The organism is Cognatundibacterium crateris (assembly GCF_010078235.1).
In the GTDB taxonomy this organism is placed as follows: Bacteria; Pseudomonadota; Gammaproteobacteria; order Burkholderiales; family Burkholderiaceae_D; genus Undibacterium; species Undibacterium crateris.
Window position 1 is genome coordinate 323,380 of record NZ_JAABOS010000004.1, and the last position, 25,124, is coordinate 348,503.

Below are 25,124 nucleotides of genomic sequence, written 5' to 3' on the forward strand. Positions count from 1 at the left end.
GTTAGCTTTTAGTAGTTAATAATCATAGTTAGTATTGCTATTTGTTAATATTTTTGATATAATTATTTTGTGGAAATATTAAGGCGCCCGAATTCTACCCGGGAAATTTCCATACCAACCAATTCTAAGTTTAGTCAGCTTACGGAAACAGGTCCGGCAGTGCCAGTTGCTCAAAATAAGGTAGAAATTTGTAAATGTATTAAAGAAGTTGTAGCCTCAAAGAAAGTTTCAAAAGGTAAGCTTAAGCCTGAAAACGCTAAAATAAAGAGTAAAAAAACTTTTAAAAAAAGCGAAAAAAAGGACAAAAAAGCCAGTTTTAAATCAACCGTTTTGAAAAAAGAGGAGAGTGGTATGAAAAAACAAGTAAATATAGCAGGTGCAGGAAAATCAAAAATCGGCGCAATGATTTTTGCAGCAGTAATGAATATGAGCATGGTTCCGTAAGCTGACTAGATATAAAAAATACCCGCGTATGCGGGTATTTTTTTGCTCTAAACGCTTGGATGGCGGGTGTTTATAGCAATTTGTGTGTCATTGTGACTGAACTTATTCAAGACGAATTCCTATATCAATTTGAATTGCCCTTATCTTGGTCTTTTAGTGTTTATTCGTCCGTACCTCGATGAGCATAGCTGCTTCTTCAGTTTTCAGATAGTCGGTGATATCCCAGTTACTGACTTGTGTGCTCATGATTTCAATTCCTTGGATATTTGCAAAGCGGTCTGAATATCTATTTGCTGGCTCGAATTCAATTGCGCAAATAAGCGTGATGTTTGGAATATTTTCAGCTTGATTCACATATCAAAGCAACGCGATTTCGATTAATGCACGCCAACAATTGATACACGTTTGCACTAGGCGCATGTAAGTAGTTTCCACAGAGCTGAATGTGATTATGGAACTTTGCTCGCCACCCACCTTCCAACCAGGCTGAACGCAGGCTTGCCGTATTCAGAGGGGGTGCTTCGCCATGAGTCTCGTGGCGAAGGTGTAGCCTCTGGCTTAATGTTCATCGTCTCGCAGCAGCAGGTTTGCGTTTGTGCGATTGCTGGTGCGGAGGATGGAGAGAATCGAAAGGAAGTTATATGAAATTAGTGAAAGCTGTGTTCTCACTGGGGCTGCTGTTTGCTGCGCTGAGTGCGGGCGCGCATGAGTCGGCGATTAAGCTGACGCATCTCAAAGGGCCGGTTTATGTGGTTGAGGATAAGGCCTATGTGCAGGAAAATTCGATGGTGTATATCGGCGAGAAGTCCATCACGATTATTGGTGCGACCTGGACGCCTGAAACCGCAAAGGAATTGTATGCTGAGATAAAAAAAGTCAGCGATAAACCGGTGCGCGAAGTGATCAATGCGAATTACCATACCGACCGCGCAGGCGGTAATCTTTACTGGAAAAGCATAGGTGCAAAGATCGTCTCTACCCAGCACACCTATGATCTGGAAAAGAAAGACTGGGATGGTATCGTGGATTTCACACGCGCTGGTTTTTCTGCGTATCCGCAATTGGCTTTAAGCCTGCCTGATCAGGTGTATGCCGGGGATTTTGATTTGCAAGACGGTAAAGTGAAGTCCTTTTTTCTGGGCTCGGCGCATACGGAAGATGGGATATTTGTGTATTTCCCGGATGAGAAAGTCTTGTATGGGAACTGCATTTTGAAAGAAAAATTGGGCAATCTGAGTTTCGCCAATTTGCAGGAATATCCTAAGACGCTCTTGAAGTTAAAGGAGAAGATTCAATCGGGTCAGATCAAGGTGGACACCATCATTGCGGGTCATGATACGCCGGTACATGGCGTCGGCCTGATCGATCATTACTTAGGCTTACTGGCGGCGAATCAGAATAAGCCTAAGTAAAATTTCCTGGATAAGCCACAGTAGAGGAAACGATGTAATGCAGCTGGTCTGCTTACATCTTTTTTTTTGTAGCCAGCATTGGTGCTTGCTATGGCTGCTGTGGCATTTCAAGCGGCTGAAGCTGTAGCATGTGACATACTGTGGTCATCCATCTACAATATGGCTGGCTGATGTGCGCTGTATGAATGGTCAGAGCGGCGCTAGCTGAAACTCTTAGTGGACTTGCACCGGACATGAAATTAACTGCCTACACCGATTACACCTTACGCACCCTGATTTATCTGGCGCTGCATCGGGACCGGCTTGTGACGATACAAGAGATCGCGGAGCTGCATACGATATCCAAAAGCCATTTGACCAAGGTGGTGCATCAGCTGGGCATGTCGAATATGGTAGAGACGGTGCGTGGCCGTCATGGTGGCCTGAAGCTCAACCTGGAACCGCGTGAAATTGGTATCGGTGCGGTGGTGCGCAGCACCGAGACGGATTTTGATATGGCCGAATGTTTTGATGCAGAAAACAATAGCTGCGCGTATGCCAAAGGCTGCAACCTGAAAGGCATATTGGCAGCCGCCACAGCCGCTTATTTGCAGGTGCTGGATCAGGTGACTTTGGAAGACCTGATCACCAAACCGTCAGATCTGCACGTCATCAATCTGTATCCGCCTAACAGCCACAGAAATTGAGCACAGGCGGTTGACACACTATCCTCAAATCCTTACGCAGCTTCCTTGTCAGACGACTCTGCGCTTTTTCCACCACATCACATAGCCTGAGACCATCAGCATCAGCAGGCCCAGCCCGCACAGGGAAATCAATATCCGGCCAGCGGTGCCGCCAATTTCTCCGCTATGCAGCGGATAAAACCAGCTGACCCAACGTGCGCTACCCTGCATGTTTAAAGGATCGATCAATTGCCGTATTGCGCCGCTATACGGGTCCAGACTGATGCGGGTTGCCCCATCTTCTTTTCTGAGTTCGCCAGGTTGGCGCAGGCGAATTTCCAGCGGTTTGCCAACCGAGGCAGGCAGACTGATGCGGCTGATGCGCGCATCAGGAAATGTTTGTTGCGCGATTGCGAGCAGCGAGGTGAGCGGCAAAGCCTGCGCCCTTGTTGAAGCTGGCGCTGCATCGGGTATTTTTTTTACCTGCGCCGGAAACACCGGACTCAGCCAGCCCGGCTGATTGAAGTAAATACCGGTCAAGCCCAGCATCATCAGCAACAACGCCAGCAGCGCACCTGCGCTGCGGTGCAGGCTGTATAGCAAGGCGGGTAGCGATCCACGCCAATGGACCGTGATGGATTTTTTCCAGGCCCGGCGGCTGGCAGCAGGCAACCATAACAGCAGACCTTGCAGGCAACTCAGTAGCAGCACCAGCCCGGTCACTGCCATCAGGGTTTTGCCGGTGTCACCGAGTAAAAAATAGCGATGCACATGGAATAGTGTAGGGATGATCAGTGCGCGTGAAAAACCGATTTCACCCCATACCCTTTCCCCCAAAATCTGGCGTCGCAGCGGGTCTATCATCACCTGACGTGAGCGTGCTAACTGCCAGCCGGTATTGGCTGGGGCTGGCAGTTTGTACCAGGCGATCACTGCGTGTTCAGGGTTTTCCGGGAAGCTCAGCATGGATGGACGCTGATAGCCGGGCTGGGTATTGAGCCAGTCTATCAGCGCGGCTTGCTGCGCATGTTCGCAGTGCTTACTATGGCAACTGGCTGGCGCAGCGGCGATATGAAATAGCTCAGGATTGAGGCTGGCATCCAGTTCATGGCGCCAGCTGAGTATGCTGCCCGTGATGGCGGATGCAAATAAAAACAGACCGAAGCACAATGCGCACAGGAGATGGAACTGTCTGAGAAAGCGACGTAGTAAACCTTTAATCATGGCTGGCTGGGATTGGCTGGTGTTGACTGAAATTGGAGTTTTTCGGTGCGAAAGAAAACAGTTTGCCGCCGGGCCAGTTTGCCAGCCCGGCGGCTTGATTAACGCGTCTTAGCGTTTAAGCGTAGCGACGAAACTACGACGTCTGCGCTCAGAAGCGATAGCGCACGCTGGCTGTCAGTGTACGTGGTTCACCCGGCATGTTGTAGTCATTCGCTCCGCTATGCGCCGCGACAAAGTACTGACGATTCAGCACATTTTTCAGGGTCAGATAAACATCCATTTTTGCAGACTGATAGCCGGCACCGAGTTGCAACACGCCGTAACCTGGCAAGGTCAGTAAATTATCCGGCGCGGCAAAACGCGCAGATTCTGCACGGCCGCCAATCGCGAGGTAGTAGTGCTGATTCAGCTGATGCTTCAGCCACAGATTAAACGTGTGGGTTGGCGTCAGCGATGCGGTATTACCCTGGAATGGCGTTTTGGCAGAAGTCAGTTCTGTCGATTGATCGATGCGGCCTTTCATCCAGGCATAGGCTGTCAGCACTTGCCAGTCGCGGTTCAGTGCGCCGCTGAAGCTGAGCTCCAGGCCCTGCGTACTTTGGCGTCCTACCGGGAGTGAAAAATTCGGATTAGCCGGGTCGGCTACCTGAATATTGGTTTGCGACATATCGAATACACTCAGGCTCAGGCTGGCGCTTGCATTGAGGTCGTATTTCGCACCGATTTCTTTGTTCACGGTTTGTGTCGGTTTGAGCTGATCGCTGTTCGCCCTGAAGGTAAAGGTATCGGCGATAGGCTGGAAAGAACGGTTCCAGGACGCATACAGGGCCAGCGTTTCTGAGGGCTGGTAGACCAGGCCGATACGCGGCGACAGCGTGTTATCAGTGCGTTGTAAATCCTGATTTTTCGGCGTCAGATCATCGCGCTCTTGCTGCAATCTGTCATAGCGTACCCCGGTCAGCAGCTTCCAGTTGCGGTCTATGCTAATCAGGTCTTGCAGATAGAGCCCTGCGATACGCAGACGGGTCTGGGTATTGGTGCTGACCGGGGTGTTGTCAGGCAGTGGGCTGAGTGTCGCCAGAACAGGATTGAATAAATTGTAGGTCGCAACGTTATTGCGGGTGCGCAGGTATTCGCCTTTAGTCTGATAGCCAAGCTCCAGGCCATACAGGATTTGATGGCGCAGATTACCGGTCGTGAGTTTCTGACTCAGTTCATTTTGCCAGTAGCTGCCATCTTCATCACGAAAACGCTGGGACTGGGAAATGGTGACAGTCGGAACCACACCATCCTTGATATTGGTGTTGGTGGTGTAGTTGCGGTTCAGCGCGAAATCATAAGTGCGCAACACGCTGTGCAGCTTGAGTTCAGGACTAAAACTGTGATCAAGCGTGATGGTCGCGCTTTTCACATCCGATTGTATGTAAGCGCGCTGCTTGCCATTTTGGGCACCGTAATAGGTCGCGATATCGGCAGCCACAGGTCGACCCCGATAACCGGGCAAGCCCTGATCAGCCAGCCGTTTGTCATGCAGATAGTCGGCCTGCACCAGGACCCGCGTGTCAGGTGTCAGCTGGAACTGAGCAGAAGGAGCGAGTGCCTGCCGTTCCAGAAAATACTGATTCCGGAAATTAGTCGTATCCTCAAAAGTCCCGGTCAGGCGGAATGCGGCCACGCCGGAATCCGTATTCGCATTCAGATCCAGCTCTGCGCGGCGCTGTCCGCCTGAACTCAGGTTGAAGGCGATTTCTCTGAACTGCTGTTGCAAGGGTTTTTTGGTGACGCGGTTAATCAGGCCACCTGCAGAGCCGCGACCATACAGCACAGAGGCCGGGCCTTTGAGCACTTCGACGCGTTCTATATTCGACAAATCGCGGAAATACATCGCATCATCGCGCACCCCATCGACGAACTGATCGGTAATCGCGCTGAAGCCGCGCAGACTGACCTGATCGCGCTGGCCATCACCCACAGAAAAACTCAGGCCCGGTACATTTTGCAAAGCATCCTGCAGCGAAGTTGCATTCTGTTCACGCAGTACCGGCAGGCTGACGATGTTGATGGTTTGCGGGATATCGCGTAAAGCCGCCGGAATCTTGGTGGCAGTTTTAGACTGCGTCACTTCATAGCTTTGGGTATTGTCGCGTTGACTGGTGATACGGATGTCTTCCAGTTTTTGATCGGCATAAACAGGGTGGGTGCAGAATAAGCTGGCGATGAGCAGGCTCAGAGGATGCGGACGAAAAATCTTCATGGTGTAAACGAGTTTAAGGTGAAAGTGAAAATTAAAACTAAGCAGGAGCAGAACCTGTGGCCGGATAAGTGCGGGGCAACAGGGCGAGCAGTAAGGCTGTGAGTAAATAGGCGACCGCCACTGCCCAGAACAAGTGCTGCAAAGGTAGTATCGCCATCAACAAGGCACCGGCAGCTGTGCCCAGCAAGGCGCCGGCTTTGGCAGCGCTGTTACCGTATGCGAGTGCCTGACCTTGTTTGTTGGCTGGAGTATGGATGGAGAGCAGGCTGTAAAACACAGGCAGCAAGGCACCCAGTACGCAGCCCCACAGAAAACGGCAAACCAAAAAAATCGTCGCGGACAGATACAGGCTTTGCACTGCCATCAGCGCGGCGCTGGCGATGCACAGGGCGATCATCCAGCGCAATATGGTGCTGTCTTCCTGTTGCCGGAAATAGCTGGCCCAGAGTGGGGCGCACAGACACAGACCGGCTGCGCTCAGGCCATAGCTGAGCCCGGCAAAACCAGTGGTCGTCTGCATGACCTGGGTTACGTAAAGGCTGAAATAAGCTTGCGGCAGCATCTTGGCTGACTGGATCAAAAGTATGCCGGTCAGGAAGCCCGGCAACATGCCCTGACGCCACCAGCTGGTCTGCTGTGCTGCCACGGAATCGCTTTGCAGTGCAGTGCTGGCGCTGGCTGGCACCACCTTGCTGCGTGGCAGGCATAGTCCCGCCAGCAGCAGACAGCCTGCGCATAAGGCTGCTGCGGACAGATTGACCGCTGCGAAGCCCTGGCTTTGATACAGCCAGCCACCGGCCACAGGCCCGAGTACTGAGCCTAAAGCGGTCGCCATTTGTAAGCTGGCCATTAACTGACCACGTTGTTCGCGGCTGCTGAGCTGGCTGCCATAGGCCTGGGCCGCTGCGATGAAGCCGGCGATAGCGCCTTGCAGCAGACGTATTGCGATGATCATTAAAGGCTGGGTGCAATAGGCCAGCGCCAGCTGAGTCAGCGCCAGCGCCGCGAGTGCGCGCAACAGCATCCAGTGATGACCGATGCGGTCACCGGCCTTGCCCCACCAGGGTATGCATAACATCGCCGTCAGCATAGGGCCAGCATAGGCCAGTGCGCTATACCAGCTGAGTTCGCTGGCGCTGAGCTGGCCACTGGATTGCAAGTGCAAAGCCCAGAATGGCCCACTCATTTCCATCGCCGCCATCGCCACGCATTGAATCAGCCACAGCATTTTCAGGGCATGCGCAGGAGCCGCTTGCCTGTGAATGAACAACATCGATCAGCGCTCCGCACGCAAAGGATTGGGTATCGTGCTGTGTACATCGTCTGCGCTGTCTGACAGGCGCATCTTAAGCAGCGATTTGGCTGGCCACGGCGCATGCAGGATAGCGTCGCGTTCGCTGGCCCAATGTGCCGCATCACAACGGCTGCGTAAGCGATCGAAGGTGGCTTCGGTCTGGTGCCGCAGGATATTCCACAGCGCAGCTTCCGGGATGTGGTAGCTGGCTGCCAGCAGCACCGCCAGCTCCGATAACTGACACAGGAAAGTCGCGTGCAGCAGTTTATCCCTGACTTGCAGAATCTCGTCAAACATCACGTGGCCGCTGCGATATGCTTCCAGCTGCAGCCCGCGCGCCTGCAGCACAGGAGTAAAGATGCGCAAGTCGCCAAAGTCCCTGACCAGTAACTGCGCCGGACGGTAATCCTGATCGACTTGTATCAGGCTGTTTTGCTGATGCGCTTCAAAGGCGATGCCATACAGCAGATAGGCCGACAAACTGGCGCCTAACACCACTTTGCAATACTGATCGAAAAATGACAAAGCGCCTTCCGCATGATCGCCATAAGCCAGTGCGATCAACTCAGTCACCAGGGCTTTGCCATGGAAAGGTGAGTCGGCGAACAAGCTGCCTGCCGGTACAGGGAATAAGTCTGTGCTGCGCTTGCTGATTGGATTAGCGCGAAACAGTACCGCCAGATGGCGTGCCCGGTCATCGTCGGCATCGATCCAGTGCAGGCCTGGCAATTCAGGCAGGATATCAAGCTGGTTTTGGAAGCCGCCTTCGTGTTGCAAGATGAGGCTGATCAGCTGACTGATGCGCGGTCCCATGACGGCGGACTTGGGTGAAACTGTTCTTTGGGCGCTGGTCATTTGGAGACCGACTGGCAGTTTCAAATGCGGCGCCTGCGCATAGCCTATGGCTTCCACGGTGCGGAAAGACATGCTGGGTGAGCAACTGAGCGTGACTTCATCCAGAATCACAATCTGACCCGCCGCCAGCTCGGCGGCGAAACGCTGCGGCAATACCCGCTTGAGCTGATACGGGTGCATCGGTACCGGCACCCAGGCCTCGGCTTGCATCTGACGCTGTGTCAGCGCTGCTTTCCAGGCGCTTGCTGTATCCGGATAGTGCGTGGCAAACCAGTCCATGTAATCCAGTGTCTGATTACCGCTGGTGACACGCATGCATTCCTTGCGTACCGCAAGCACAGAAATCGCAAGTTCAGGATGGAACTCGGGTGACAACTCCATCACCTCGCTGGTGCTGAGTCCGATTTTGCTTTTGAAGGCAGGATGCCACGGATGCCCGATGGTGCCCCATTGTTCCAGCAACAGCACCGGATGTGGATGGCCAGACTGTCTGAGCGCTGCGATGAAGTGGGGTGCCAAAGCCCGGAAATCAGCGCGCAGCTGATCGGCCCAGAGCCGGCGGAAACTGTGGCACAGCGCATCGTTCTGCACGCTGTTGGCCAGTTCTGTTTTGAGCCGCTGCAGATCATCGGCCTCGATTGACGTATGCAGGCTGCTGGCGAGGCAACTCAGTAATTCGCTGCCACTGTTGATGTGTTTTGGCGGATGTCCGGCATGGTAGTAACTGATCGCTCCGGCCAGGCTGCAGGCGCCGCTACGTCCGAAATGCAAGCCCTCAAAGCGCATCATGCGTTGCTGCTGCCATAGCGGTAGCCAGCTGCTGCTGCCTTCCTGAATCAGAAACTGCTTGCTGAGTAATTCTTCCCGGAATAAGGCTTGCAGCGTTTTCAATAAGCCACGGCGTTCGCTATCGGCATAATCCTGCCAGACGGCGGCCTGTTCATGTTCTGAGGTGGAAAAGTAGCGATGTGGTGTCAGAGCGTTCATATCCATGCCTTTCATAAGAATACGGCCTCATATTATCGCAAATGAGAATCATTATCAATCGCATTAAATAAAAGAGGTGGCTTTCAGATGAATAGCTGAGCAAACTCAGCTTGGACCTGGTTTTCGGCTGCTTGTTGAGAATGTCGCAGGCTGCTTGTGAAGAGGGTAGTCGCGTGCCGCATCTGGCGTGGGATATAGCACAGTCGCCAGTGTGCTGATTTGGTGGGTATGGGGGGGGGCTGAAGTCAGGATGTCGCCCAGCAAAATAGTGACTCAACGTGTCATTGAGTCACTGGCCTGCAGATAGGTGCGGGCGGATATTAATTAATTAACTAATGGCTTTTGTCAGCGCGCTGTTTGTCGGTAGAGATTTCCTGTATCGCTTCGGCAAATTCAGAAATGTCTTCAAAACTTTTATACACCGAGGCAAAACGGATATAGGCGATTTTGTCCAGTTTCTTGAGTTCACGCATGACCAGTTCGCCCAGATAGCCGGACAGTACTTCGCGTTCGCCGCTGGACAGCAGCTTTTCTTCTATGCGTTGTATTGCGCCATCGATTGCCTCAGCGGAGACCGGACGTTTGCGCAGTGCCAGCATAAAGCTGCTGCGTAGTTTATGGGATTCATATTCGGTGCGGCTGCCATTCTTTTTGACGATGACAGGCATGCTGAGTTCTATGCGTTCATAGGTGGTGAAGCGTTTATCACAGTGCGCGCAGCGACGTCGCCGGCGCATGACATTGCCCTCTTCAGAAACGCGGGTGTCGATGACCTGGGTATCGTCGTGATGGCAATAAGGGCATTTCATGTGATTCTGTTCTGTTCGTATCAGGGCTGAAAAAACGGCTTGAAAAACGGGGCTGCAAAAACGCTAAAAAACTAAAAAAAAACCTAAAACATTGCTGAAAAACAGGCATTTGTTGATGCCAAGACATGCTTTTACTGGAAATTGCCAGAAAAGACAACGCCACTCAGTGAGTGGCGTTGTTTTATGTCACATTTGTGACTAATTACGACTTGTCTCCGGATTTTTATCCGGTCGCAGAATTAAGCAGCGTACACAGGGAAAGCCTGAGTCAGCTTTTTCACTTCTGCTTTGACGCGTTCTATCGTCGCTGCATCGTTAGGATTGTCCAGTACGTCTGCAATCAGGTGGCCGACTTTGATCGCTTCTGCTTCTTTGAAGCCGCGTGTCGTCATGGCCGGGCTGCCCAGGCGGATACCGGAAGTTACCATCGGTTTTTGCGGATCGTTAGGGATGCCGTTTTTATTGCAAGTGATATGTGCGGAACCGAGGATGGCTTCGGCTTCTTTACCAGTCAGACCTTTCGGACGCAGATCCACCAGCATCACGTGCGATTCTGTACGGCCAGACACGATACGCAGACCACGTTCAGTCAGGGCGGTAGCCAGTGCTGCTGCGTTTTTGACGACTTGTTCCTGGTAAGCCTTAAATTCTGGTGACAGTGCTTCTTTGAACGCCACTGCTTTACCAGCGATCACGTGCATCAGCGGGCCGCCTTGCAGGCCAGGGAAAATCGCAGAATTGATTTTCTTAGCGATGGCTTCGTCATTGCTCAGAATGATGCCGCCACGTGGGCCGCGCAGGCTCTTATGCGTTGTCGATGTCACGACATCCGCAAACGGTACCGGGTTAGGGTACACGCCAGCCGCGATCAGACCTGCATAGTGCGCCATGTCGACCATGAAAAATGCGCCGACTTCTTTCGCGATTTTGCTGAAACGTTCGAAATCGATACGCAATGCAAAAGCGGATGCGCCAGCGATGATCAGCTTAGGCTTGGTTTCGCGTGCCAGTTTTTCCATGGCATCGTAGTCGATGTCTTCATTCGCATCCAGACCATAAGAGACGACATTGAACCATTTGCCAGACATATTCAATGGCATGCCGTGGGTCAGATGGCCGCCTTCAGCCAGACTCATGCCCATGATGGTGTCGCCTGGATTCAGCAGCGCGAAGAATACGCCCTGATTGGCTTGCGAGCCGGAGTTGGCTTGTACGTTGGCGAAGTTAGCGCCGAATAATTGTTTCAGGCGGTCGATAGCGAGTTGTTCGACCACGTCTACGTGTTCGCAGCCACCGTAGTAGCGCTTGCCCGGATAGCCTTCTGCGTATTTGTTGGTCAGTTGCGAGCCCTGAGCTTCCATCACCGCTGGTGAAGTATAGTTTTCAGAGGCGATCAGCTCGATATGTTCTTCCTGACGCAGGTTTTCCAGCTGGATGGTTGCGAACAATTCCGGATCGATATTGGCGAGGGTATGATTTTTAGCAAACATGGCGTTCCTGATTTCCTGTTAAGTGTACAAACTAAAAGATGAATGAACTAAGAATGAGGTGGCAATGACGTAAGTGTGAGTGGCAGCCGCATTCCTGCTTACCATCAGGCTGCCCAGGCGTACGGCGGAGGCAATGGCCTGGCACAGATGTGCCGCAGCGATTACCTCTATATCTCACGCTCCCCGATGGATGCCCATCTTCAGCAGGAACAAACAATGATGTTCGCCGCATTTTCGCCAGTTGCGTGAGACGAAATGGTGCACGGATTTTACGTGATGCGTTCTGAATGGGCAAGTCAAACACTTGAGCCTGTGCCGCTTTCCCGGCTTTTGCCGCGCTGAGCCGCACAGGCCGGGTGGCGGGAGCTGGCGGAATCCAAAGCGCCGGACGGTATTGTTAATTTAAAGGGCGGCATTTGGGTGTAATTTGCTAAAAGCACTTAAAATAGGCCGCAATATGGTCCGGTTTTTTTAGTCGCTGAAGCCGGATTTTCAATTGCATATCGTAAGACTGCAGCAAAACTGCCGTAAGACTGTCGCACGTTGCAGGTGCTGCGCGTTTCAGAAAGTCGCAAATAATTGCTAACAGGGAGTAGAGAATGATCGTTTTGATTACTGGTGCCAGTTCAGGTTTTGGTGAAGAAATGGCACGCAAGTTCGTGCGTGAAGGACATCGCGTGATTGCCACGGCGCGCCGGGTAGAGCGACTGGCGGCTTTGCAGGCGGAACTCGGCAGTGCCTTGCTGCCCGTGACTATGGATGTGATGGACAAGGCATCGATACTGGCGGCTCTGGCCGGGTTGCCCGCAGAGTGGAAAACGATAGACGTGCTGATCAATAATGCGGGCCTGGCCTTGGGTACCGAAGCTGCGCATCTGGCTTCGCAGGATGAGTGGGAAACCATGATAGACACCAATACCAAGGGCCTGGTCACTGTGACCCGTGCCATCCTGCCGGACATGGTGGCGCGTAACAGCGGCATGATTATTAATATCGGATCGATTGCCGGCTCTACCGCTTATCCGGGCGGGAATGTGTATGGCGCGACCAAGGCTTTCGTTGATCAGTTCACCCGCAACCTGCGCGCCGACATGGCGGGAACCAATGTGCGCACCACCAATATCGCTCCTGGCTTGTGCGGTGGCACTGAATTCTCGAATGTGCGCTTCCGTGGGAATGACGATGCGGCGGCCAAAGTGTATGAGGGCACCACGCCACTGACCGCAAGCGATATTGCAGAAACCGCGTATTGGATTGCAACTCTGCCAGCCCACGTGAATATCAATTACATAGAAATGATGCCGACCTGCCAGGGTTTTGGCCCGCTCAACATCAAACGTCAGCCAGTCTGAACATAGCGCGCTGATTTTTTGCAAACACCCTTCTGTATAATGCCAGGCACTGAAACAGTGCTTGTTCAGACTGAACTTCAGCGCACACTGCAGGTCTCAGGGTGTTCCTATGTTGACGATGGAAGAATAAAGATGGCGGATCAGTTTTTTTGGCCGGTACGTGTGTATTACGAAGATACCGATGCTGGTGGCATCGTTTTTTATGCCAATTATCTTAAGTTCTTCGAGCGCGCCAGAACCGAATGGCTGCGTGCTCACGGTTTGCAGCAACAGCAGATGAAAGAGCAGACCGGGACTATGTTTGTCGTCAAATCAGGTACAGTCGAGTATCATGCACCTGCGCGACTTGATGATGAACTCACAATCAGCGTAGAGATACAGAAGCTGGGTCGTGCATCTTTGCATTTCGTGCAGGAAGCACGCTGCGGTGAGCGCTTGCTGGCTACCGGTGTGATTAAGGTGGGTTGTGTTGACGCTGAGTCTGTGCGCCCAGCCGCGATCCCGGCTGATGTGCTGGACGCTATCCGCAACTAGATTTTTTGCTTTATTTTTGCTTCACTTAGATTAGTAGACTCGTTATGACTGTTACTCAAGACCTTTCGTTTTTCAGCCTGATCAGTAATGCCTCGATACTGGTGCAGTTGGTGATGCTGTTATTGCTGGGGGTATCCCTGACCAGCTGGACCTATATCTTCAATAAAATGTTCGCCATCAAAAAGGCGCGTGGACAGACTGAGGAATTTGAACGTCATTTCTGGTCCGGTGGTAATCTGGTTGAGCTGTATCAGACTGCGGCCGCTAACCGTCGTAACGGTCGCGACAAAACCGGCGCGCTGGAACGTATTTTCGAAGCAGGCATGAGCGAATACCAAAAGGTCAAAAACGCGAATAAAGCGGCACTCGATGCCGGCGCTATGCTTGATGGCGCACGCCGTGCGATGCGCGCTGCCTATCAGCGCGAAATGGATATGCTGGAATCGCATTTATCTTTCCTGGCGTCTGTTGGCTCGGTCTCTCCTTACATTGGTCTGTTCGGTACCGTATGGGGGATTATGAATGCTTTCCGTGGTCTGGCGAATGTGCAGCAAGCGACGCTGGCAGCGGTTGCGCCGGGTATTGCTGAGGCCTTGATTGCGACTGCGATCGGCTTGTTTGCAGCGATTCCTGCGGTGCTGGCTTACAACCGTTATTCGCATGATATAGACCGGTTAGCGATTCGTTTTGAAACTTTCATTGAAGAGTTCTCGAATATCCTGCAACGTCAATCCCGCTGATTATTGAGTCTGCATGAGTTATCTGCGTGGCGAACGTAAACGCAAATTTAAAGCTGAAATCAATGTGGTTCCCTACATTGACGTGATGCTGGTGCTGCTGGTCATTTTCATGGTGGCGGCACCGATGACCAATCCCAGTGTGATCAATCTGCCCACGGCGGGACAATCAACGCAGCCGCCGACAGATTATATAGAAATCACGCTGAAACCTGATGCGGCAGCGACCATTAGCGTGACCAGTAAAAACGGCGCGAATGGCAATAATCAGCAGGACAGCCGGGAAGAAGTCAAAAACCGCCAGCAGTTATACAGCCTGCTGCGTGAATACCATCAGAAAAAACCTGAGTTGTCGGTGCTGGTTTCTGCCGACAAGGGCATCATTTATGACGAAGTGGTACAAGTCGTCAGCGAAGCCAAGAAAATCGGCATCAAGCGGGTTGGTCTGGCGACCAAATAAACCATGGCGTCTCATTCCCGCGCTTTGCACCTCCTGTCTGTCTGCATACTGAGTTTGCTGGCCCAGGCTGGCATGGCGCAGGAAACACCAGCGCCTGTCGTGCAAGTCCCAGCTGCGGACAGCGGCGATAGCGAAGCACCGCAACGCAGTCTGAGCGGACGCTTGCAATTAAAAGCGCCCGCTACGCCTTGGGCTGCTTTGCTGCGTGAACATATACAGGAATTTTCCGGTTCGGCCGAGTCGCAAAATATTACCCCCTCTTTGATACGTCGTCTGCGCCAGGATATAGAAGGCATACTGGCGACCGAAGGCTATTTTTCTCCGCACATAGAATTTGAAAATCCGGAGTCTGCTTCGCCGTCCGGTGCTACGGAGTCTCAACGCGATAAGCTGATACACGTGAGTGTCGAGGCAGGACAGCGTACTTTCATTACCCAGGTTGGTATGCGCATTAGCGGCAGCCTGGCAGATCTTGCCAACAGCGGCGATGAGCAGGCGCGGCAGCGGCGTTCAGGCCTGATACAGGATTGGGGTTTGCCTATCGGTCAGGCATTCCGCGAGGGCGACTGGAGCGATGCAAAAACTGCTTTGTTGGAAAACCTGCGCGCTGATACTTATGCATCCGCCAAAATCACGCAAAGTGCCGTCGATGTGGATGCCGATGCGGCACAGGCCAGCGTCAGGCTTGAAGTTGACAGCGGTCCCGCATTCAGGCTCGGTGAACTACATGTCATTGGCCTGCAAAATTATCCGTCTTGGTTACTTGAACGTTATCAGCCGCCCAAAACAGGGGAAAATTATTCGCGTGCCCGTTTGCTGGAGTTCCAGCGTACGCTGCAAAATTCGCCTTATTTTGCTTCGGTGGCAGTGGGTATTGAACCCGATCCGGACAAAGCGGACGCGGTGCCGGTGGAAGTCAGCGTAGTGGAGCGCAAGCGGCGCGATCTGAGTTTCGGTACCGGTTATAGTTCTAACACCGGCTTTCGTGGTGAAATCGCTTACCGCGACCGCAATATTCTGGAAAAAGCCTGGGACTTGCGCAGCGCCATCCGTATCGAGCAAAAGCGCCAGGTCGGTTATGCCGATGTCTATCTGCCGCCGCGTGATCGCGTCACAGATTCTTTCGGTGCGATTATTGATCGCCAGGATGTGTCGGGTGTGCTCACGCTCAGGAACGCGATCGGCATCAAGCGTACCAGTCAGCGTGGACATATAGAGCAAAGGCTGGGGCTGAACCTGATACGCGAACGTAACTCTATCGAAGGCGAGCCTGCTGAAACCAGCAAGGCACTGGTGCTCAGCGCAGGTTGGACCTGGCGTGATGTGGATGATGCGTTTGCACCGCGCAAAGGCGAAATTTATCAGCTGGACCTGGCTGTCTCGGAAAAAGCTTTGCTGTCCGATCAGCGCTTCATCCGTAGTTATGGCAAATACCAGCGCTGGATACCTATCGGTAAAAAATCCGATAGCGTAATCCTGCGCGCAGAAGTGGGTCAGGTGGTGGCGCCCGATAGTGCCGGTATTCCGGAAGAGTATTTATTCCGTACCGGTGGCAGCACGACGGTACGCGGCTATGCCTATCAAAGCCTGGGCGTGCAGCAGGGGCGGGCGGTGACAGGTGGCCGTGTGATGGGCGTGGCCAGTGCCGAATACGTGCATTGGCTCAAAGAGGCCTGGGGCGTAGCGACCTTTCTCGATATTGGTGATGCGGCCGAAACCTGGCGCGATCTGAGCATGCGCCAGGCTATTGGTGTTGGTGCGCGCTACCGCACGCCGGCAGGTCCGATTGCACTGGATCTGGCCTATGGGCGTCAGTCTAAAAAAGTCAGACTGGATTTTTCTATCGCGATTGCATTCTGATATGGCAGACAAAAAACAGGCGGAACATCAGCAAACAGAATCTGTATCAGCTGCCCCAGAGCTGCAGAGTAAATCTGCCGCGCGCCGCTATCTGCAGCGTGGGCTGTTAATACTGCTGTTGAGCCTGCTGCTGCTACTCACACTCTGTGCCGCCGCAGTCTGGACCCAGACCGGCACCCGCGCCTTGTTCAGTCTGGCCCACACGCTGACGCAGGGGCGTTTGTCTGCACAGGAAGTCAATGGCAGCCTGGGAACAGCATTCAGCATGCAAAAACTGCAGTGGCAGAGCAAGGAACTGCAGCTTGAGATACAAGGCCTGGAGGCAGACTGGGATAGCTGGTCGCTGTGGCCAGCCCGCTTTGCATTAAGCCGCTTGCATGCCGCCAGTGTAGCGGTCGCTACACTAACGACGCCTGATCCTGTGGTGCTGCCAGCTTCGCTGAGCTTGCCTGTCAGGCTGAGTCTGCACGATGTCGCTATAGGCAAATTAGAGATCGCTGATCTCGATGCGCAGGGCAAGCATCATCCTGTGCAGAGCTTCAATGGCTTGCGTGGACGTATAGCTTATGCGGATGGACGTTACGAGGCTGATCTGCAAGCCGCCAGTGCATTTGGTCAGATCAAGGCCAAGGCCAGCATGCTCGCAACTGCACCGTTTGTTATCAATGCGCAGGCGGCAGTGAGTACGCTAGCACAGGATAAGCTGCCCGCATTACAAATCAGCAGCACGGTTAAGGGCAACTTATCAGCACTGGACTTAGCCTGGCAGGCCGGCAGCGTGCAGAAGGCTGACGGCAATGCTGCAAACGCCGCGCAGACTAAGCCTGCTTCGGCACAGTTGCAGGGTAGCGGCAGTGCCCTGATTACTTTGTTTGCGCCACAGTTAATGGCCAAGGCGCATGTGGATCTGGTTCATCTTGATCCTTCCGCCTGGAATGCCGCAGCGCCTAAGGCAGATTTGCGCATCCTGGCGGATATACGTCCAATCGCGGCAAGCGCTGCGCAGCGTCCTGCATCTCAGACTGTCCAGGCCAGCACGTCAGGCGCAGCCAGGGCCGACAGTTTTTCCTTGCAATTGAGTTTGCAAAATAATGCCGTTGCCAGCCTGGATCAGAACGGCCTGCCTTTACAGTCTTTGCAGGCAGAGGCGATTTGGTCTGGCAATAGCTTGCAGTTACAAGGCATGACGGCACATTTGCCTGGCGACGGGAAAATCACAGGCGCCGGGCAGCTGCGCTGGGATCAGCCCTGGTTTGCGGATGGCAAATTTGTGCTGTCGAATATCAATTTGCAGAAATTGCATCCATCCCTGAGAGCTGGCCAGATTCGTGGTGAAATACATGCGAAAACCGATCAGGCGCAGCGTATCCGCGCTGAAGCGAGTTTGCAGGATCAGGGTGCGAAGTTGCAACTGCAAGCCAGCTACGACATCGCTAAACAATTGCTGAGCCTGCCCACGCTGACTTTGCAGGCTGGGCTGTCGCAGGCCGATGCGCGTGCCGAGTTGTCGTTCGCCGGGAAGCAGTTGTTTCAGACTGAGGTACAGATACGGGATTTTGATCCCGCGTATTGGATCGCCGGGCCAGCCGGAAAAATCAGTGCGCATCTGAAAGCGAGTGGCCAGCTACAGCAAATGGCAGCTGAAGTAAAACTGGATAAGCTGGGTGGACACTACGCCGGTCAAATTCTGGATGGCAGCATGCAGGCACAGTGGCTGGGCAAGGATAAACTGAAAATTCCTCAGGCTGATTTGCAATGGGGTAAAAACCACCTGCATGCTGATGGTGCCTGGGGTGAGAAAACAGATCTGCTCAAATTTAGCCTGGATGCGCCCGAACTGCAGGCCCTGAATCCGATTTGGCAACTTGCTGCGATTGAACTGTCCGGCAGCCTGAAGGCTGAAGGACAGTTGCGCGGTGGCCTGAGTCATGCGGCCGGACAGCTGGACCTGCAAGCCACACAGCTGGAGCTGAAGCGCGACAATAAACGCTATGCCTTGAAAACGCTGCAGGCAAATTTGCAAGCGACGGATGCGCTCTCAGGCTTGGTGAATGCAGATGTTCGCGCCAGCGGATTTAAAGGCGATTTCCCTGTCTTGCCCGGTGGCGTTACGCCCTTAGCGCAAGATGCCGACAAAATTCAGCAACTGACATTGCGCTTAAACGGGAAACGCGAAGCACATACACTGCGGCTGGAACTGGATTTTCCGGATAAGCGCCAGCTGATTGCGGCTGTGTCGGGTGGCTTTCCAGACTCCACTGCTGCTGCGCGTGGCGCCAGTGCTGCCTTGCACTGGAATGGACAGCTGACAGAAACTGAGCTGCGCGGGACGCCTGCATTACGTCTGCTTAATCCGGTCAGCCTGGAGTTATCTGCTGATGCGTTCAAGACCGGACGCATGCAGTTACAAAGCCCTTTGATGAATCTGCAGGTCGAGCAGTTAGAGTGGGCTGCAGGCACGCTCAAAACCAAGGGCCAGATTCAGGATGTTCGGGTGGTTGAGCTGATCAACTTGTTTGCGCCTCAGGATGCATTAACGGGCAATCTGCGTGCGCAGGCTGACTGGGATGTGCAATTGAACCAGAGCGCGCGTGCCTCACTCAAACTGCATCGGCAATCGGGTGATCTGCGCTTCAATGATCCGGATGGCACAGGCGTGCCGATAGCCTTGGGTATCCGCGATATCCAGCTTGCGATAGGAACTGGTTCCGGTACTAAGAATGCCTCAGCGGGCGCGTTGAGTGAAACACTGAATTTACGTTTGCAAGCCGATGGTACCCGGCTCGGACAATGGCAGGTCGATGCCAGCAGTGCGCTGGCCTTCGTGAACGGACAATGGAGCTTGCCGGGCACTGCGGCCATCAGCGGCATAGCGAAAGCAAATGTGCCCGATCTGGAATGGCTGGGCCCGTGGATCAATCCCGGTCTCGTGATGAAGGGCAGGCTCAATGCAGACGCGGTGTTGGGTGGCACTATTGCGCATCCTGACTATCAGGCGCATATCAAGGGGTCGGGGCTGGAACTCGCCTTTGCTTCTGAGGGCTTACTGTTGCCGAATGGCGTACTCGATGCCCAAATTGATGGCACCCATTTGCGCCTGAATCAGTTACGGTTTTCGAATACGGTCACTATGCTGCCACAGCATGCGCAGTTCAAAGGCATGGACCTGTTGGGTAAGCGTGGTGAATTTTCCGCCAGTGGCGAAATCGATATCGGTAAAGAAACCGGCGCGATACAGGCGCGCTGGCAGCAATTTCCTATGTTGCAGAGAAAAGACCGCTGGCTTGTGGTCAGCGGCGAAGCCAGCATTGTAGAGGCGCAAAACATCTGGACGCTGCAGGGGCAGCTAATGGCAGACGGCGCTTATTTCAAATTACCAAAGCTACCGCCGCCCAGCCTGTCTTCCGATGTGAATGTGAGTCGCAAATCCGATAAGGCTGTCGCGAAAACGTCGGAGCCTGCGCGTAAATCACTGAAAACGCGGGTCGATGTGAGCTTCGAAATGGGGCCCAAATTTGTGTTTGTCGGCCGTGGCCTGGATACCGGTCTGGCCGGGAAATTACGCATGCGCTCAAGCGATGGCAGCCCCTTGCAGGCAACCGGAACCATCCGTACTGTTAATGGCCTATATGAAGGCTATGGTCAGCAACTGGCGATAGAACGCGGTATTTTGAATTTTCAGGGGCCGCCTGCCAATCCGGGATTGAATGTACTCGCACTGCGCCAGGGTTTGCAAAACCAGGTTGGCGTGGAAGTCATCGGTACCGTGGTCAGTCCGCAAGTCAGATTATTTTCGGATACCGCCATGAGTGATGCTGAAAAATTGTCCTGGCTGGTATTGGGGCGCGGCTCAGATCAACTGGCATCGGGCGATGCCTCACTGCTCATGTCGGCAGCATCGGCTATTTTCGGCGGCGACGGCAGTCGCAATGTGCCGCGCGATATCGTGCAGGGTTTAGGCTTTGACGAATTTTCTATTGGTGCGGCTGGTAATTCCGGTGGCAGCCATTTGCCAGGACAAACCATCGCCGGGTCGACGAACAGCGGCAATGCGACCAACAGCGCAGATCAGGTCGTGAGTGTAGGCAAGCGTCTGATGCCGGGTCTGGTGTTGTCGGTTGAGCGTGGCCTGGGGGATGCCAGCGGTGCCATCAAACTCAGCTGGCAATTAACCCGCAGGATTACCGTCACCGGCCGCACTGGCAGTGAATCTGCTGTCGATGTGAATTACACCTTCTCCTTTAATTGAGCGCGGCGGCGCTCAATTTTCCATTCGCCCTTCTTCCAAACTATTCTTTTCCGTGCATAAATTGATGTGTGTCAATGAGCTGTGGCATGGACTTGCGCGGTGACTGATTTGTGTCAATACGATGACTTGTAGGTAATTTAGATACGTATTCTTTAAATTTTGCAAATTACTCACAAACGCAGGCATGAAACTTGGAAATTTTTCCAATCTTCAACTATTCTCAGAGCAATGTTTCAGTGGAGTTAAGAGGTTTTGTTTAGTAAGTTGTTTTATTGTAAATTAAAAAAATAATTGAGAGATGATAATCAGGGGGTCACGAGATGCGCACAAATTTACCTGTTACGAACCGCGAATACATCTTAAGAGATGATGAAACCATCGTTTCCAAGACTGACTTACAAGGCAATATTACCTATATCAATGATGATTTTATGAGGGTGAGCGGCTTTACTGAAGAAGAATTATTGGGCGCTCCTCAAAACATTGTCCGACACCCTGATATGCCAGTCGAGGCATTTGCCGATTTTTGGCGTACGATAAAAGAGGGTAAGGCCTGGACCGGCCTGGTCAAAAACCGCTGTAAAAATGGCGATCACTACTGGGTAGAGGCAACTGCCGCGCCACTGGTACAAAATGGACAGGTGGTAGGTTATACCTCGATTCGCGTCAAACCTGACCGCGCTAAGGTCAGCGCCGCAGAAGCGGCTTACCGTGCACTCAAAAGCGGTGACAGCTCGCTCAAGATTGTGGAAGGAAATGCGGTACGCAGAACTGCAACCGGGCCTCTGAGTAAGCTCGCGCATATTTCTTTACAGACCAGGATCATGACGTTTTCAGCGGCGATGGTGCTTCTGTTCGTGGCATTGCTGGGTCTGGCTTTGTTCGGCAGCGGAAGCATAAGTAATACCAGCGTAATGACGATCGCCGGTGCAGGTTTGGTGCTTGCTATTGCCTTCGGATTCATCATGGGAGGTACGCTGACTGCTCGCCTGCATGAACTGGAACAGCAGATTGCCGTGATGAGTGGCGGCGATTTATCCCGTGTTATCGTAGCTAGCGGACATGATGAGATTACCAATGTGACCCAGGCCTTACGTGTGTTGCAAACCAATGTGAAGCTGCTTATCGGGCAAATCAAACAGAGTACCGGCCATGTATCCAGCGGCGCGGCCGTGATCGCAGAAGGTAATGCGGAATTGTCCGGACGTACAGAATCCCAGGCCAGCTCACTGGAAGAAACCGCCTCTTCGATGGAAGAACTGACTTCTACCGTCAAGCAAAATGCAGATAACTCTATCGAAGCCAGTCAGTTAGTTGAATCTACAGCGAAAGTCGCAGAAAAAGGTGGGGTCGCTGTCTCGAATGTGGTGACGACTATGGGTGCGATCAAATCCAGTTCCGGCAAAATCGCCGACATCATCGGCGTGATTGATGGTATCGCCTTCCAAACCAATATCCTGGCACTGAATGCAGCGGTGGAAGCGGCCCGTGCCGGTGAACAGGGCAGAGGCTTTGCCGTCGTAGCGAGTGAGGTCAGAAATCTGGCGCAGCGCAGCGCCAACGCTGCAAAAGAAATTAAGGTGTTGATCAATGACTCTGTGGCGCAGGTTGAGGTTGGTGCCAAACTGGTGGATGAGGCCGGTAAGACCATGGGTGAAATCGTGACTGGCGTGAAACGTGCGGCCGACATCATGCATGAAATCACGACCGCCAGCCAGGAACAAAGTTCAGGCATAGATCAGATCAATCAGGCCATCACGCAAATGGACGACGTGACCCAGCAAAACGCGGGTCAGGTGGAAGAAGCGGCTGCGTCGGCTGAGAGTTTGCGTCAGCAGGCCAAAGCCCTGACTGAGCTGGTGAATTCCTTCCGTCTGGTCAGAAATCCCGGTGGTGGGTCGGGTACATCTGCCGCGCGTGCAGCAACGGTTAAAGCTGCCAGCTCAACTCAACAGAAATTATTGGCAAAATAAATCACGAGTCAGCGTACGGCCAGCTTTCAGGCTGGCGCTGTACGCTGACGATTGCATTAGCGTTTCAGTCTGTCAGACCTGTACAGCATCAGCGTGATGCATGGCTGACTTCGGATGGCTGATCAGCAGCCATCTATGCTGCAAAATGCGCCGGACTCTGCTGCTGGCGCCATGGAGCGGTTCTGCAGACTATGCTGAAATGCCTCAGCTTTTCCCAGCCATGGGCTGATATCCAGGCGTTGTAATTGTCCGTCCTGTTCCAGTGCCAGCGTAGGGAAACCGCCGCCGCCAAGTTGCGTCAGCAGACTGCGGCTGTCCTGGATATGCTGTTCGGTTGCTGTGCCGGACAAGCTGTGCCAGCTGGCGCTGAAAGCCTCCTGTTCCATGCCCAGCTGTGTGGCAATGGCGCTCAGCGTGTCCTGTTCTGAGACTTTCTGTCCCTCGGCATAATGCGCATGCTGGATCGCTTTGAGCATAGCAAGTGCATCCACACCCAGCGCTTGTGCAGCCAGGATGGCTGTGATCGGCACGGCAGAATCGAATACTGCGCTGCTATCGCGCAGTAAGCCTTCAAAGTAGTTTTCACCAAACACCTGTCCGGTCAGTTGCGCAATGCGCAGATCATGCGGAATCACATAGTCACGCAGTGCGGGGCTGACTTGCGTACGGCGTGCGCCTGTCATCATTCCACCGCCATGCAGACGGATTTCCAGGCCAGCTACAGCTTGCGCTGCACTGAGCAAGGGGGCGGCGGCATAGCACCAGCCGCAGTAAGGGTCATAGATATAGTGCAGGGTGACAGACATGATTTTCTTCCAAAACAATTGAGTAAACGGGATAACAAGCGACGGGATAACAGGCTGGCGATTATAGAGTGCCTCCTGACCTGCAGCTATGGGCTGGCTTGCGCATCACTGTTGCATAAAACGGGCAGGCCGCAAGCCTGAATCAGCGTGTGCCGAGGAGTGGCCTTTAAGCTTGGCATAAATTCTGCATAAAACAGATGTGAGTCTGGTTATACTGCTGTTCTTTGTCCGAATCATGCCGATGCTGCAGAGTTCGCATACTCCAATGATGCTGTCAGCCAGATTTGTGGTCTCAGCGTGCAAACGCAGTCTGGCAGGTGTAGCGCTGATGCGTTCCGTTTATTGTTGAAATGAGCTAGAGATTGTTGCCGAGTTTTGAAAATCCACTTTGGAAAGATGCACTGACCGGTTTGCCGAATCGTCAGGCTTTTCACCAACTGCTAGAACAGTTATTGCAGCAGCGTCAATCGCTGGCCTTGCTGCTGATCGATTTTGATAACTTTAAATGGATCAATGAAAGCCGTGGTTATGGCTTTGGCGATCAGTTATTGCGTCAGATTGCACGTGAACTGGAACGCCTGGCCAGCTTGCGGGCCAGTGTCTGCCGCCTGGGTGGCGATGAGTTTGCGCTGATACTGACTGACTTATCGCAGGTCGATGGTTTGCTCAATTTCGCGGCGCAACTGAAGTCGGATCTGGATAGCAGTCTGGTGGTGGACGGCGTCTGGCTGGATTTGAAATGCAAAGTGGGTATCGCCAGCTATCCGGGGGATGCCACCACGCCGGATGCGATGTTCAATAATGCATTTGCCGCGTTGCAGGTGGCCCAAAACTCGGATGGCACGCCTGTCGTTCAGTATCAGCCTCAGATGCAGGCGCAAACCCTGGAGTACCGGCCTGATTATAACGAGTTGAAACTGGCACTCAAAAACCATGAATTTTTCCTGGTCTATCAACCTAAATTTTCTTTCCCCTCTATGCAGTTGCAAGGGCTGGAAGCCTTGCTGCGCTGGCGTCATCCCTTGCGTGGTATCGTCAGCCCGCTGGTGTTTATTCCGGTCGCAGAGCAGACAGGATTGATCGCGGCGATAGGTGACTGGGTGTTAAAGGCAGCGATCGCGCAAATGGAAAGCTGGCAGCGAGAGGATGGGGTGGATATCTCAGTGGCGGTGAATGTGTCGCCGCTGCAGCTCAAGGATGATGGCTTTGTCGCACGTATCAAAGCCTTGCTGAATCTGAGCGGGATAGCCGGTAAATTTCTGCAACTGGAACTCACAGAAAGCTCGCTGATTGAGGACCCGCGCCGTGCCCACGCCATCATTGCAGAGCTGCGCAGCGCGGGTGTACAGATTGCGCTTGATGATTTCGGTACCGGTTATTCTTCGCTGGCCGCTCTGCAAACCTATCAACTCGATTATCTGAAAATGGATAAGAGCTTTGTGCAAAAAATTCAGACCAGGCAGGGGCGGTCGGTATCGCATGCCATTATCCAGCTCGGTCACGCACTGGAAATGCAAGTGATTGCTGAAGGTGTGGAAAATGCTGAGCAGGAAGCTGCATTGCGCGCACTGGCTTGCGATCAGGTGCAGGGATTTTTGTATAGCCATCCTTTGCCTGCCGATCAGTGTCTGGCTTTAATGAAACAGCCTGGACTACAGGTTTTGCAGGCAGCCGAAGAACTGTCGGTCACGGGCAATTGAACTGCGTGGATCTGCTTGC

18 protein-coding genes and 1 riboswitch are annotated in these 25,124 nt (G+C 53.1%); of the genes, 11 read left to right on the top strand and 7 right to left on the bottom strand.

Annotated features, from left to right (window positions below; all coding sequences use genetic code 11):
* Positions 1–159: 159 nt before the first annotated feature.
* The 3 genes from EYB48_RS09925 to EYB48_RS09935 all read left to right on the top strand — a co-directional run bounded on the left by EYB48_RS09925 (position 160) and on the right by EYB48_RS09935 (position 2,542).
* Positions 160–444, top strand: a complete 285-nt coding sequence (locus EYB48_RS09925; protein ID WP_162020175.1) for a hypothetical protein — start codon at positions 160–162, stop codon at positions 442–444.
* A gap of 641 nt (positions 445–1,085) precedes the next feature.
* A complete protein-coding gene (bla, locus tag EYB48_RS09930) occupies positions 1,086–1,856 on the top strand; it encodes a subclass B2 metallo-beta-lactamase (RefSeq protein ID WP_162020176.1) in 771 nt (256 codons plus the stop codon).
* A gap of 233 nt (positions 1,857–2,089) precedes the next feature.
* A complete protein-coding gene (locus EYB48_RS09935; protein WP_162020177.1) occupies positions 2,090–2,542 on the top strand; it encodes an RrF2 family transcriptional regulator in 453 nt (150 codons plus the stop codon).
* Positions 2,543–2,590: 48 nt separating this feature from the next.
* Here EYB48_RS09935 and EYB48_RS09940 read toward each other — a convergent pair whose 3' ends face one another.
* From EYB48_RS09940 to glyA, 6 genes are all read right to left on the bottom strand, one after another.
* Positions 2,591–3,745 carry a PepSY-associated TM helix domain-containing protein gene (locus EYB48_RS09940; RefSeq protein ID WP_162020178.1) on the bottom strand — a complete coding sequence of 385 codons (1,155 nt, stop codon included), beginning with the start codon at positions 3,743–3,745 and terminating at the stop codon, positions 2,591–2,593.
* Positions 3,746–3,893: 148 nt separating this feature from the next.
* Entirely contained in the window at positions 3,894–5,999 is a 2,106-nt protein-coding gene (locus tag EYB48_RS09945; RefSeq protein ID WP_162020179.1) for a TonB-dependent receptor, read from the bottom strand.
* A 37-nt stretch (positions 6,000–6,036) separates the two neighbouring features.
* Positions 6,037–7,272, bottom strand: coding sequence for an MFS transporter (locus EYB48_RS09950; protein ID WP_162020180.1), 1,236 nt, complete (start codon positions 7,270–7,272; stop codon positions 6,037–6,039).
* A gap of 3 nt (positions 7,273–7,275) precedes the next feature.
* On the bottom strand, positions 7,276–9,141 hold the full coding sequence (locus tag EYB48_RS09955) for an IucA/IucC family protein (RefSeq protein ID WP_162020181.1): 1,866 nt from the start codon (positions 9,139–9,141) through the stop codon (positions 7,276–7,278).
* A gap of 326 nt (positions 9,142–9,467) precedes the next feature.
* Positions 9,468–9,944, bottom strand: a complete 477-nt coding sequence (gene nrdR, locus EYB48_RS09960; protein WP_162020182.1) for a transcriptional regulator NrdR — start codon at positions 9,942–9,944, stop codon at positions 9,468–9,470.
* Between the two features lie 239 nt (positions 9,945–10,183).
* On the bottom strand, positions 10,184–11,434 hold the full coding sequence (gene glyA / locus EYB48_RS09965) for a serine hydroxymethyltransferase (RefSeq protein WP_162020183.1): 1,251 nt from the start codon (positions 11,432–11,434) through the stop codon (positions 10,184–10,186).
* 104 nt (positions 11,435–11,538) lie between these two features.
* Positions 11,539–11,689: riboswitch (ZMP/ZTP riboswitch) on the bottom strand.
* 344 nt (positions 11,690–12,033) lie between these two features.
* Here glyA and EYB48_RS09975 point away from each other — a divergent pair.
* From EYB48_RS09975 to EYB48_RS10005, 7 genes are all read left to right on the top strand, one after another.
* The gene (locus EYB48_RS09975) at positions 12,034–12,786 is read left to right on the top strand and encodes an SDR family NAD(P)-dependent oxidoreductase (protein WP_162020185.1); all 753 of its coding nucleotides are present in this window, start codon (positions 12,034–12,036) and stop codon (positions 12,784–12,786) included.
* Between the two features lie 132 nt (positions 12,787–12,918).
* Positions 12,919–13,320 (top strand): tol-pal system-associated acyl-CoA thioesterase, encoded by a 402-nt coding sequence (ybgC, locus tag EYB48_RS09980; RefSeq protein WP_162020186.1) that lies wholly within the window; start codon positions 12,919–12,921, stop codon positions 13,318–13,320.
* Positions 13,321–13,364: 44 nt separating this feature from the next.
* Positions 13,365–14,060: a protein TolQ gene (gene tolQ / locus EYB48_RS09985; RefSeq protein WP_162020187.1), complete on the top strand. Its 696-nt coding sequence runs from the start codon at positions 13,365–13,367 to the stop codon at positions 14,058–14,060.
* Positions 14,061–14,073: 13 nt separating this feature from the next.
* Positions 14,074–14,517 (top strand): ExbD/TolR family protein, encoded by a 444-nt coding sequence (locus EYB48_RS09990; RefSeq protein WP_162020188.1) that lies wholly within the window; start codon positions 14,074–14,076, stop codon positions 14,515–14,517.
* A 3-nt stretch (positions 14,518–14,520) separates the two neighbouring features.
* On the top strand, positions 14,521–16,377 hold the full coding sequence (locus EYB48_RS09995) for an autotransporter assembly complex protein TamA (protein ID WP_162020189.1): 1,857 nt from the start codon (positions 14,521–14,523) through the stop codon (positions 16,375–16,377).
* Between the two features lies 1 nt (position 16,378).
* Complete coding sequence (locus EYB48_RS10000; RefSeq protein ID WP_162020190.1) at positions 16,379–20,626, top strand: translocation/assembly module TamB domain-containing protein; 4,248 nt, start codon at positions 16,379–16,381, stop codon at positions 20,624–20,626.
* A gap of 320 nt (positions 20,627–20,946) precedes the next feature.
* Positions 20,947–22,599: a methyl-accepting chemotaxis protein gene (locus EYB48_RS10005; RefSeq protein ID WP_162020191.1), complete on the top strand. Its 1,653-nt coding sequence runs from the start codon at positions 20,947–20,949 to the stop codon at positions 22,597–22,599.
* A 122-nt stretch (positions 22,600–22,721) separates the two neighbouring features.
* On the opposite strand, the gene EYB48_RS10010 is transcribed toward EYB48_RS10005, so the two are convergent.
* Entirely contained in the window at positions 22,722–23,405 is a 684-nt protein-coding gene (locus tag EYB48_RS10010; protein WP_202927745.1) for a DsbA family protein, read from the bottom strand.
* 362 nt (positions 23,406–23,767) lie between these two features.
* On the opposite strand from EYB48_RS10010, the gene EYB48_RS10015 reads away from it, so the two are divergent.
* On the top strand, positions 23,768–25,105 hold the full coding sequence (locus tag EYB48_RS10015; RefSeq protein WP_162020192.1) for a putative bifunctional diguanylate cyclase/phosphodiesterase: 1,338 nt from the start codon (positions 23,768–23,770) through the stop codon (positions 25,103–25,105).
* The last annotated feature ends 19 nt before the right edge of the window (positions 25,106–25,124 follow it).